Annotated in this window: 7 protein-coding genes and 1 pseudogene; all 8 read left to right on the top strand. The window is 46.0% G+C overall.

What is annotated here, in order from left to right; genetic code table 11:
• Window positions 1-2 precede the first annotated feature (2 nt).
• The 8 genes and pseudogenes from HV477_RS25690 to HV477_RS25655 all read left to right on the top strand — a co-directional run bounded on the left by HV477_RS25690 (window position 3) and on the right by HV477_RS25655 (window position 11,712).
• On the top strand, window positions 3-392 hold the full coding sequence (locus tag HV477_RS25690; protein WP_175065565.1) for a glutamyl-tRNA amidotransferase: 390 nt from the start codon (window positions 3-5) through the stop codon (window positions 390-392).
• A 25-nt stretch (window positions 393-417) separates the two neighbouring features.
• On the top strand, window positions 418-1,641 hold the full coding sequence (locus tag HV477_RS25685) for a cytosine permease (RefSeq protein WP_175065549.1): 1,224 nt from the start codon (window positions 418-420) through the stop codon (window positions 1,639-1,641).
• 77 nt (window positions 1,642-1,718) lie between these two features.
• Entirely contained in the window at window positions 1,719-2,624 is a 906-nt protein-coding gene (locus HV477_RS25680; protein WP_175065548.1) for a LysR substrate-binding domain-containing protein, read from the top strand.
• Between the two features lie 1,084 nt (window positions 2,625-3,708).
• The gene (locus HV477_RS25675) at window positions 3,709-5,265 is read left to right on the top strand and encodes a type I restriction-modification system subunit M (protein ID WP_175065547.1); all 1,557 of its coding nucleotides are present in this window, start codon (window positions 3,709-3,711) and stop codon (window positions 5,263-5,265) included.
• Window positions 5,262-6,594: pseudogene (locus HV477_RS29120) on the top strand (restriction endonuclease subunit S). The gene HV477_RS25675 and the pseudogene HV477_RS29120 overlap by 4 nt, the downstream one beginning before the upstream one ends.
• Window positions 6,595-6,687: 93 nt before the next feature.
• Complete coding sequence (locus tag HV477_RS25665) at window positions 6,688-9,807, top strand: HsdR family type I site-specific deoxyribonuclease (protein ID WP_175065546.1); 3,120 nt, start codon at window positions 6,688-6,690, stop codon at window positions 9,805-9,807.
• A gap of 348 nt (window positions 9,808-10,155) precedes the next feature.
• Entirely contained in the window at window positions 10,156-11,286 is a 1,131-nt protein-coding gene (locus HV477_RS25660; RefSeq protein WP_175065545.1) for a hypothetical protein, read from the top strand.
• A gap of 138 nt (window positions 11,287-11,424) precedes the next feature.
• Window positions 11,425-11,712, top strand: a complete 288-nt coding sequence (locus HV477_RS25655; protein ID WP_175065544.1) for a hypothetical protein — start codon at window positions 11,425-11,427, stop codon at window positions 11,710-11,712.
• Window positions 11,713-12,275: the final 563 nt, after the last annotated feature.

Raw genomic sequence — 12,275 nt, 5'->3', positions numbered from 1 at the left:
TGATTACGACAACCCTACTGGCCGTCAACGGAACCCTGATGCGCGGCCTGGAACTCAATAAAAATATGCAAAAAGCAGGCGGTGTATTTATCCGCGAAGACCGCACTGATGCGCACTACCGTTTGTGGAGCATTAACGACCAACATCCGGGGATGATCCGCGTTACCCAAGGTGGTACTCACGTGGCTCTGGAGATTTGGCAATTACCACTGGCCAGTTTTGCTGAACTGCTGATGAGTGAGCCAGCCGGACTGGCAATAGGCAAAGTCAAACTCGAAGATGGCAGTGAAGTATTGGGTGTACTGGCGGAAAACTGGCTGACAGAAGGGCAACGGGAAATTACCGAATTAGGAAGCTGGCGCAAATACACCGGTCATTTTCATACCGTGTAATGCGCATTAACAGAGGGAACAGGATATGCGTAAAACAGAAGAGAGTATGAATACTGCATCAGGCTTGAGAATTGCCATGATTCTGTTGGGGATCGCAGTGACACCGGTTTTGCTGTCGTCCTCAAGTCTTGGCAACCAACTCTCCAGTAGCAGTCTGGTTACTGTGGTGCTGTTGGGTGGGTTAATCCTTACCATCCTTGCAGCCATCACGATCAGCGTTGGCGAAAAAGCCCGTCTGCCGACATACGGTATTGTTAAGTACGCTTTCGGTGAAAAAGGGGCCATTGCTATCAATATCTTGATGGCAATTAGTCTTTTTGGCTGGATTGCCGTGACTGCAAATATGTTTGGTCACTCTGTCCATGACTTACTGTTACAGCACGGCATAACGCTTCCTGTCCCTCTGTTGGTGATAGCAGGTTGCGTGGTATTCGTCGCATCTACGGCATTTGGCTTTGCCGTACTGGGTAAAGTCGCACAGGTCGCGGTGCCGATCATCGCCTTAGTACTGTGCTATATCCTCTATATTGCGACACACAGCGAAGTCACCGAGCCAGCGGAAGTTGTCAGCATGAATACAGGTGTCGCTGTCTCGACCGTCGTCGGCACCATTATAGTGCTTGTCGCTACGCTACCTGATTTCGGCAGCTTTGTGCATAATCGCAAACATGCTCTCATCTCTGCGGCGGTGACGTTCCTAATTGCCTATCCGCTACTTTACTGGGCTGGCGCAACGCCCAGCGCCCTCAGCGGTCAGGGTTCTCTGTTGGGAGCCATGACAATATTTGGCGCCGTATTGCCAGGCGCGCTGCTGCTGATCTTTGCCTGTGTAACAGGGAATGCCGGAAATATGTTTCAGGGTACGTTAGTGGTTTCCACACTGTTAACCCGGTTCCCTAAATGGCAAATTACTATCGCCCTGGGTGTACTCTCTGCGATAGTCGGAAGTCTGGATATTATGGCGTGGTTCATTCCCTTCCTACTGTTCCTCGGTATCGCGACGCCGCCTGTAGCAGGTATTTATATTGCCGACTTTTTCCTCTATCGCCGAAATGGTTATCAGGAATTGGTCCTGACGCAAGAGCCACAGATTAAGGTACTGACGTTTGTTGCATGGATCCTTGGCGCGGCTGTAGGCTTTATGACGGTAAAAGGTCTCTTCACTCTAACAAGTATTCCTTCGGTGGATTCGATTGTTGTAGCTTGTATCGCTTATATACTGTTAAGTCGACTGGGCCAACATCATTAGTTCCTGGGTATAATTGGCATTAACATTACGGCTGAACCGGGATCGGTTTAGCCGATCTCTGCCAACCAGGAAACCTTATGTTCATCTCTGACGAAACCCTTCGTGTTATTCATCTGGTCGCCAGGCATCAGAGCATCAGCATCGCCGCAGAACAATTAAATAAGGTGCCTTCAGCTATCAGTTACACCATTAAAAAAGCGGAAGAAAGCCTGGGGGTAGCGCTGTTTACTCGCAAAGGTCGATATATCGAAATCACACCTGCTGGCCGCTATTTTATTGAACATAGCAAGACCATTCTCGGTGATATGGAGGCGCTTAAGCGTAACACCGCTCTGATCCATGATGGCGTCGAGCGCGAGTTAACAATTGCGGTGAACAATATTATTCCCGCCCCTTTGCTGGTGGCGTTTATCCTCGATTTCGAACGACAATTCTCCTCGACTACTCTGACGGTCTGCCTTGAGGTATACAACGGTTGTTGGGACGCGCTCTACAGCAGACGTGCCGATCTGGTGATTGGCGCGCCACATGCCGTCCCCAGTACTGAAGGTATTGTCAGTGAACCTATTGGCCAGCTTGAATGGGATTTTGTCGTCAGCCCGCGACATCCGCTCGCCAGTGAGCGTCATCCGCTGGAAAACGCTGAACTTCGCCAGTACACCGCAGTGTGTATTCGTGATACATCCGTAAATTTTACGCCGTTACAAGCATGGTTACTGGAGGGACAAAAACCGCTGTTCGTACCAGACTTTGCTACAGCCATTGCACTTATCGAACAAAATGTCGGTATTGGCTATATCCCGCACCATTTAGCGCTCCCGCTGTTAAATAGTGGCAAACTGTTGAAAAAACCGATGCGCGAGCATAAACATGCGACAAAATTATTCCTGGCAGCCCGTTCAGATGGAATGGGGAAGGTATGCAGTTGGTGCCTGAAATACCTGCAAAATCCTGTTTTACGGGAGCTGTTAAACAAAGGGTAACGCAGACATTTTTCCGTGGAATCAGTTTCAGTAGACTTATTGCACTCAAAAACGATTGTTATTACAGGATGTGATGGTGACTGGTACAATGTTATCCCGGAATGAGTTGTGAGTCATTATAGTCGCAGGATTATGTTGTGAACATAATACTGTCTAGTACAGTTGATACTGTACTCTTGAATTGTGTTTTCCACAGTGAGCCCCATGCCTGAGATTCTTTCCATGAATAAATCTTTCAAAATAACGGCGCTCGGAGCATTCGCGTTTTCTGTTACCGTCCTTGCTGGAACTGTATCTATTTCTGTACTGTAAGGTAGATGAATACGTCTTCTTTGCCTGCTCGGGCTTCTGGTCTGATAATCCACCTGCCTGATTGCGTTCCTCGCCCATTTATAGCGATACTTCAGCCCATCCGAAAAATTAGCTGATAACCACGCTGGCTTTTACGGTATACGGAATATCACGACAACTGAACATTGCTCCCGTCAGTTCACACCTTACTGATTTGTATTACCTTTTATCAATAAATGATTTTTTAGCTAGCACGCTAAGCATTTATTCACGTCAATGTGGATTATCCGCCTGCCTGTGCCATTTAAGGGTGAAGTAGGGTGTCCGTTACTTTTAAAGCGTTCAGACACTCATATCAGAATGGGATTATTTTACCGATGAGAAGTTCCTGGCAACAGCTCGTGTAGCTGATTCAGAGTACTCAGACGTTGATTTTTCCGGGTACTTCGCGTAACCAGCTCTTCGACCCCATACATTCAGGGACGGCTACCTGTCAGCACTGAGGTGAGTGTGGACGCGTTCCTGTTATTGCCAGAAGTCAGAAATGAATAAATACACAACCATAAAATATTCCTTTTGACCCGTCAGACCTGCATACGTTACACCGGATGCGAAATTGTGAACAGACGGGGTATCCACATGCCGGTAATGGCACCCGAAAGGATACCAGGAGCATACCACAGGTTAAAGGTGCGTACCCAGCTCCGGATTGTCTGAGGGACAGTTTGTACAGCGTATGTGTTGTGGCGATGCCCGGATTGTGATTTAAAACGTAATAAGCCGGAATTTAACAATGACAGGTATTCAACAGCGTGCCGAACTCCAGCGCCAGATATGGCAAATCGCCAGTGATGTGCGGGGTTCAGTGGATGGGTGGGATTTCAAGCAGTATGTACTGGGGACGTTGTTCTATCGCTTTATCAGTGAGAACTTCACCCGTTACATTGAAGGTGGTGATGAAAATATCAATTATGCAGCCCTCAGTGATAACGACATCACGTCCGGGATAAAAGTGGATGCGATTAAAACCAAAGGTTATTTCATCTACCCGAGTGAACTGTTTATTAACGTGGTGGAAAGTGCGAATACCAACGAACATCTGAATACGGATTTGGATGAAATCTTTAAATCCATAGAAAGCTCGGCCAGTGGTTATCCGTCGGAATCTGATATCAGGGGGCTGTTTGCGGATTTTGATGTTAAAAGCAACCGGCTGGGGAATACGGTTAAAGAAAAAAACAGCCGTCTGGCGGCGGTGTTAAAAGGCGTGGCGGGGCTGAATCTGGGGCATTTTGAAAACAACCAGATTGACCTGTTTGGTGATGCGTATGAGTTTTTAATCTCTAACTATGCGGCAAATGCAGGTAAGTCCGGCGGTGAGTTTTTTACCCCGCAGCCGGTGTCAAAATTGCTTGCCCGACTGGCACTTCATAAGCAGGACAGTGTGAATAAAATTTACGACCCGGCCTGTGGTTCGGGTTCGCTTTTGTTGCAGGCGAAAAAACAGTTTGATGACCACATTATTGAGGAAGGCTTTTTTGGTCAGGAGATTAACCACACCACCTATAACCTGGCCCGAATGAACATGTTTCTGCACAACATCAACTACGACGATTTCAGTATCATGCTGGGGAATACCCTGACCGCCCCACATTTTGGTGATGAGAAACCCTTTGATGCAATAGTGTCTAACCCGCCTTATTCTGTGAAATGGGTGGGTAGTGACGACCCGACACTGATTAATGATGAGCGTTTTGCGCCTGCCGGTGTGCTGGCACCTAAATCCAAAGCGGATTTTGCCTTTGTGCTTCATGCTCTGAGCTATTTGTCCGGTAAGGGGCGGGCGGCAATTGTCTGCTTCCCGGGTATTTTTTATCGTGGTGGTGCCGAGCAAAAAATCCGTCAGTATCTGGTGGATAATAACTACATTGAAACGGTGATTTCATTAGCGCCGAACCTGTTTTTTGGTACCAGCATTGCGGTCAATATTCTGGTGTTATCAAAACACAAAGCAGACATCCGGGTTCAGTTTATCGACGCCAGTGGCCTGTTTAAAAAGGCCACAAATAACAACATCCTCACAGACGAACACATCGAAGACATCATGCAGGTTTTCGACAGCAAGGATGATACTGAACACTTTGCCAAATCGGTGTCGTTCGAATCCATCCGTGAGAATGATTACAACCTGTCAGTCAGCAGCTACGTGGAAGCCAAAGACACCCGAGAAATCGTTGATATTGCAGAACTGAATGCTGAGCTGAAAACTACCGTCGGCAAAATAGACCAGTTACGTAAAGATATTGATGCAATTGTGGGTGAGATTGAAGGCAGTGGGGTGCGGGCATGAGCGAGTTGAGTTATATGGAAATACTGCTGGATGGTGTTAAGGTTGAATGGTTGCCATTAGGCGAACTGGGCGAACTAGTACGTGGAAATGGATTACCTAAATCTGATTTCACGGAGTCGGGAGTACCTGCCATTCACTACGGTCAGATATATACTTTTTACGGATTATCAACTGAAACTACAAAATCATTTGTTTCTCGTCAAACAGCGGAAAAGCTAAAAAAAGTAAATTTTGGTGATGTTGTTATTACTAACACTAGTGAAAATTTTGAAGATGTTGGCAAAGCGTTGGTATACCTTGGGAAAGAACAAGCCGTTACTGGTGGACACGCTACAATCTTCAAACCCAATAATGAAATTATTGGGAAATATTTTGCGTATTACACTCAAACGGGATTTTTTGCAAGCGAGAAAAGAAAGTATTCCAAAGGAACAAAAGTAATAGATGTATCGGCAACTGATATGGCGAAAATTACTGTCCCCATCCCATGCCCGGACACCCCCGAGAAGTCCCTGGCTATCCAGTCAGAAATCGTGCGCATTCTGGACACATTTACGGCTTTGACAAACGAGCTGACAAACGAGCTGACAAACGAGCTTAAACTACGCGAGAAACAATACAACTATTATCGTGATAACCTGTTGAATTTTAATTGGATTTCGGGGGGGGGGTAACCTGTCAGACAGGTCTTTTGTGTCAGATATGGTTATGTTCCACAGGTTGTATGGTGATATTGAGATGGAGTGGATGGCGTTGGGGGATGTTGCAAAAATACAACGAGGAGCATCACCCAGACCTATTGCTAAATACATGACAGAGGAAAGCAATGGTATCCCATGGATTAAAATCGGAGATACTTCCCCATGTACTAAATATATTGATAAAACTTTACAGAAAGTAACCGTTGAGGGTGCTAAAAAATCACGAATTTTGAACCCTGGAGATTTTGTTATTTCTAACTCCATGAGCTTTGGCCGACCATACATTTTAAGGATAACCGGAGCTATCCATGATGGATGGGCATCAATTAGCGACTTTGGTGAAAGATTAAACCCTGATTATCTGTATCACTATCTTTCATCGAAAAATGTGCAAAATTATTGGGAAAGTAAAATCAATAGCGGGTCAGTAAGTAACCTGAATGCCGATATTATAAAAAAATTGCCAGTTCCATTGCCTGATAAACATCAACAAGAACGAATATCTATGCTACTCGACAAATTCGACACCCTTAGCAACTCTATCAGCGAAGGCTTACCTCGTGAGATTGAGTTGCGCCGTAAACAATACGAGTATTACAGAGAGTTGTTGTTAAGTTTTCCACGGTGAGTTATCAAAAGTTTTGCGGATATCTTGCGAATAGATGTAGATAACCGTAGTTGCAGTAAATTCACACAGCAGTTTCAGAAGAGGTGGAAGAACATGGAAAAGCAGACCTGCACTATCGCGGAATTAAACCATTTTATCGTTCTGGATAAGTACACCCGTGAGTGGGAGTCCAGTGACTGCTATCAGAGTGAAACTGACCTTGAGCGTGAACTGGTTCAGGATTTGATGAACCAGGGGTATGAATACCTTCCTCATCTGACTACGCGAAGCCGCATGCTGGAGAATGCGCGCACCCGTCTTCAGAGTCTGAATAACGTGGTCTTTACTGACGGTGAATGGTTGCGCTTTGTTGAGCAGTATCTGGATAAACCGGGAGACAGCAGTACCGATAAAAGCCGTAAAATCCATATTGATTACATCTGTGACTTTACGTTTGATGACGGACACCTAGAAAATATTTACCTGATTGACCGAAAAAATATGGCCCGTAATTCCGTACAGGTCATCCGGCAGTTTGAGCAAACCGGTTCACACGCCAACCGGTATGATGTGACCATTCTGGTCAACGGTCTCCCCCTGGTTCAGGTTGAGTTGAAAAGACGCGGAGTGGCTATCCGTGAAGCCTTCAATCAGATACACCGTTACAGCAAGGAAAGCTTTAACAGTGATAACTCGTTATACAAGTATCTGCAACTGTTTGTGATTTCCAACGGTACGGATACGCGTTACTTTGCCAATACCACGAAGCGGGATAAAAACAGCTTTGATTTCACGATGGAATGGGCTAAATCCGATAACACCCTTATCAGGGACCTGAAAGATTTCACCGCCACCTTTTTCCAGAAAAACACTCTGCTCAGTATTCTGTTTCAGTACACGGTGTTTGATGTCAGCCAGACACTGTTAGTCATGCGTCCCTATCAGATTGCAGCGACAGAGCGGATTTTATGGAAAATTAACAGCGCGTATAAAACCAGAAACTGGAGCAACACAGAAAGCGGTGGTTTTATCTGGCACACGACCGGTTCGGGTAAAACGCTCACCAGTTTTAAAGCCGCCCGCCTGGCGACAGAGCTGGACTTTATTGATAAGGTGTTTTTTGTTGTGGACAGGAAAGACCTTGATTACCAGACAATGAAGGAGTATCAGCGTTTCTCGCCGGACAGTGTTAACGGGTCTGACAGCACGGCAGGGCTGAAGCGAAACCTGACCAGAGATGACAACAAAATCATTGTCACCACCATTCAGAAACTGAATATCCTGATGAAAACCGAGAGTGATTTACCGGTTTACCATCAGCAGGTCGTTTTCATTTTTGATGAGTGTCACCGCAGCCAGTTTGGTGAAGCTCAGAAAAATCTGAAGAAGAAATTCAGACGGTTTTACCAGTTTGGTTTTACCGGGACGCCCATCTTTGTGGAAAATGCCACGGGTGCAGAAACCACGGCCAGTGTCTTCGGGCGGGAGCTGCATTCCTATGTTATCACGGATGCCATTCGTGACGAAAAGGTGCTGAAGTTTAAGGTTGATTATAACGACGTCCGTCCGCAGTTCAGAAGCATTGAATCCGAAACGGATGAGACTAAACTCAGTGCAGCTGAAACCCGGCTTGCCTTTCTGCACCCCCGGCGTATTCGCGAGATAACGCACTATATTCTGAAGCACTTCCGGCAAAAAACACACCGTACATCTCCGGGTACAAAAGGCTTTAATGCCATGCTGGCGGTCAGCAGTATTGATGCAGCCAGAGCGTATTACGACGCCTTTAAAGTCAGGCAACAGGAAGTCGTTGCCGCAGACGGCACATATAAACCACTACGGGCGGCGACCATCTTCTCATTTGCGGCCAATGAGGAGCAGAATGCGGTGGGTGAAATCACCGATGAAAGCTTTGATGTCAGTGTGATGGACGGCAGCGCAAAAGCGTTTCTGGCGTCGGCGATTGATGACTATAACACCTTGTTTAAAACGAACTTCAGTACAGACAGTCACGGGTTCCAGAACTATTACCGGGACCTGGCCCAGCGTGTCAAAAACCAGGATATTGATTTACTGATTGTGGTGGGGATGTTTTTAACCGGCTTTGACGCCCCGACACTCAACACCCTGTTTGTGGATAAAAACCTGCGTTATCACGGGCTGTTACAGGCGTTCTCCCGCACGAACCGGATTTATGATGCAACCAAGACATTCGGCAATATCGTTACCTTCCGTAATCTGGAGCAGGCAACGATTGATGCCATTACCCTGTTCGGCGATAAAAATACCAAAAATGTGGTACTGGAAAAAAGCTATGACGAGTACATGAACGGTTTCACCGATACGGCCACGGGTGAGACAAAACGCGGGTTTATGGCGGTACTGAACACCCTGGAGCAACGCTTCCCTGACACGGGTCATATTGAGACAGAAAAAGACAAGAAAGCGTTTGTCAGGCTGTTTGGCGAATATCTGCGTGCTGAAAATATTCTGCAAAACTACGATGAATTTACCACGCTGAAAGCGTTGCAGAAAATCGACCTTAGTGACCCGGTGGTAACCGACCGGTTTAAAGCCGAACATTATCTTGATGATGAGGGGCTGACGAAACTCCGGGCAGTACGGCTTCCTGCTGAACGAAAAGTTCAGGACTGGCGTTCAACGTATAATGATATTCGTGACTGGCAGCGCCGTGAAAAATTTTCAGATGATAAATTCCCGTCGACTGTTGACTGGGATGATGTGGTTTTTGAGGTCGACCTGCTGAAGTCTCAGGAGATTAATCTGGACTACATTCTTGGACTGATTTTTGACCATCACAAAAAGAGCATGAGTAAAACGGCGCTGACAGAGGAGGTGAGGCGGCTGGTGCGTTCAGGTCTGAGCCACCGAGCTAAGGAAAGTCTGATTGTCGACTTTATTGAGGCAACCCATCTGGATGAGATACCGGACAAAGCCGGAATAATCGATGCGTTCTTTACGTTTGCGCAGCGTGAGCAGCAGCGGGAAGCGGATGCCCTGATAAAAAGTGAAAACTTAAATGAGGAGGCTGCCAGACGCTATATCCGCACATCACTGAAACGGGAATACGCCAGTGAAAATGGTACCGGGCTGAACGAGATATTACCGAAACAAAGCCCTTTAACTCGTCAGTACCGGGAGAAAAAACAGACCGTGTTTCAGAAAATCGGGGCTTTTATTGAGAAGTTTAAAGGGGTGGGTGGAAAAGTTTAATCCGGACAAACACATTCGGGTTGTTAAAACCCCCGGGAGTTTCAGACCATCAGGTCGTCTGCAAATGTGATTTCATCACAATAGGGTATCCTGTACCACGGGGATGTTGTCTGATGGCGAAGCCATCAACACGGGATATGATGACTTGCTGAAAGATTACTGATGGGGAAAAATTGACGTGTTGAACGTTGGGCGCTGCATCATGTATAAGCAAGGATTCTCCCGCGGACAGAATACCCACTTTGTGAAAATGTGTGCTGATGTTGTCTTCGTCTTTTTCATCTGTCGTCTGGATGGGCGTGGAGGCAGGTCTCGTCTATTACTTCCGTTGATTAGCAGGTTATTGATATGACTCAGTCCGGTAGTCAGATTATTGTTGGGGCAGGTGTTTCTGGAAAACAGGAAAATTCTTTTTGGGAGCGCTGGAGGAAGGTGGCGCAATATGAACGTCGTAATGAAAAAGCGACAGTAAAAGTGAGTGCGCTCTATCAGGAATATGAGCAGCAGGTAATGCCCCATGACAGGCAAATGGGAGAGGCCCGTTGCCGGTGGCTCCGGCATCTCATGTCATTTCTGGATTCGAAGGAACTAAAGCGAAAGGATCGGCAGTTGCTTTTTGAATATGTTGATGAGCAATTGAGTCAGATGCAGGATTTTCCCTTTTTTTACGATCCACAGATGTTGCGTTCACTGACAGAATGTCTCGATCACCATGGTGAAACACTGTTCCGAAAAGAGAAAAAGCAGGTACTGGATCAGATTTGCCATGAGTTTAGCCTGATGATGAAAGCCGCGTTTGGGGAAGATGTGGACATTCCGCATTCGCAACTCCGGGAGGCCCTGAATTCAGGTAACCGGGAAGCGATGGAGGAGCTTTTCGAACAACTCAGGGAAGAATATGCTGCCAGTCAGACAGGCAAGGAAGATGCTCCCGGAGATAAAGAGCCGGAATGGCGGGATTTCGAATTTAATTATTCCCCGAATGAAAATGACAGCACATCCACTATACGTGAAATATTCAGGGGGAGTCAACTGAGTAAAATATACCGACAGATTGCCCGGGTTGTTCATCCGGACAGGGAACGGGACCCACTGAAAAAAGAGGAAAAACACAGACTCATGCAGCAACTGGTTAAAGCCAGAAAAGAGGGGGATGTTGTTACACTGGTGACAATGTATGGTGAGTTTGTTCCCGATGGTGATATTTTACTGGACAGTGAAGCACTGGAACATGTTGACCATCTGTTGTCGATGAAACTGCGGGAACTGAACCATGTCCACCGGGATATTTTTCATGGTCAGGGTTTTAAAACGTGTGTATGGAAACAGTTTTCCGCATCCAGTAAAAAGCAAACGCGGGAAAAGATGGCGCGTTATATACGCGACGTTCACAATGGAATAAAACAGGTGGAAAAGGACATTCAGCGCTTTAATTCGCCCCGGAAAGTAGTGACATTCATCCACTCCGTATACTGGTAGATTTTTTGATGTCATTACTGTGATGGCGTCCGGGAGAAAAAATTGTACCGGATGGTATTTTACAAAGGGAAATGTATCAATAGATACTGCACTCATGAGGCGGAGAATGTTTGTGTCAGGCTGATAACAGGTTGGTGTATGGAGAAAAAATGTTCTGATTCAGATTTAAAAAATTTAACGAAAGAACAACTTATTGATGAAATAACTGAACTCCGTAATGCAATAAGAAAACATAAAACCTGTACAGGCCATGATTTATGCTGGTTTCAACCTGAACTTTGGTCATTACTACCAGAGCTATCAAATGAGGATATTGAAGTCCCTGACTGGCCTCAGTTTATGAGAGGGTGTATCAGGTACAGAGAATCTTTAGATACTCAAATCCCGGATGCACTAAGGGTAAATAAAGAATTTACTGAGGATTGAGACTGATATATCTGAATAACCTGATTCTGGGGTAAGGAAATACGTAATTGATTGATTTAAAAAGCCTCCGTTCTGGTAGCATGATTGTTTATCCTGTACTGAGGTTAAAGCAGGTGTCAAAAGCCGCCGGAAGCGTGTTGGCTGGGATAATGCCTTCCTGCTTCAGGCACCGGGGAAAGCTTCATCTATTTAGATGTGATTGCCCGGTGAGTTTTTCGGAAAACCCGGAATGTGACTGACAAATAATTGACTCAGGTAATAAGTAGATCAGGAAAATCATTTGCAAACTAGTCATACTGGGTGACATGACGATACGGCATGGTATTTCTGATGAATCTGACACTGACTGAGCCCGAACGAATCACGTTACAGCAACTTTCCCTGAACCATCTGCGTATTACCACCATGTAGTACATCTTTTAACGGTGTTTTTCAAGGTAGTTGTCGCCTGTTGTAATAAAATTACGTCATGCCGCTTCTTTTTCTGGATTCAAATAAACTTCTTGTATGTAGTCCCAGTTGCGAAGTTGCTGACTCCAGCGTTCTGGGTGTTGTTTCTGGGC

The sequence above is a fragment of the Salmonella sp. SG203 genome, assembly GCF_013350575.1.
Classification (GTDB): Bacteria; Pseudomonadota; Gammaproteobacteria; order Enterobacterales; family Enterobacteriaceae; genus Salmonella; species Salmonella enterica.
The sequence above is the reverse complement of the archived record's forward strand: the minus strand, read 5'-3'. Positions and strand labels throughout refer to the sequence as shown.

Coding starts and splice junctions, on each gene's coding strand:
- HV477_RS25685 (WP_175065549.1), top strand. CDS start 418: ATGCGTAAAACAGAAGAGAGTATGAATACTGCATCAGGCTTGAGAATT.
- HV477_RS25680 (WP_175065548.1), top strand. CDS start 1,719: ATGTTCATCTCTGACGAAACCCTTCGTGTTATTCATCTGGTCGCCAGG.
- HV477_RS25675 (WP_175065547.1), top strand. CDS start 3,709: ATGACAGGTATTCAACAGCGTGCCGAACTCCAGCGCCAGATATGGCAA.
- HV477_RS25665 (WP_175065546.1), top strand. CDS start 6,688: ATGGAAAAGCAGACCTGCACTATCGCGGAATTAAACCATTTTATCGTT.
- HV477_RS25660 (WP_175065545.1), top strand. CDS start 10,156: ATGACTCAGTCCGGTAGTCAGATTATTGTTGGGGCAGGTGTTTCTGGA.
- HV477_RS25655 (WP_175065544.1), top strand. CDS start 11,425: ATGGAGAAAAAATGTTCTGATTCAGATTTAAAAAATTTAACGAAAGAA.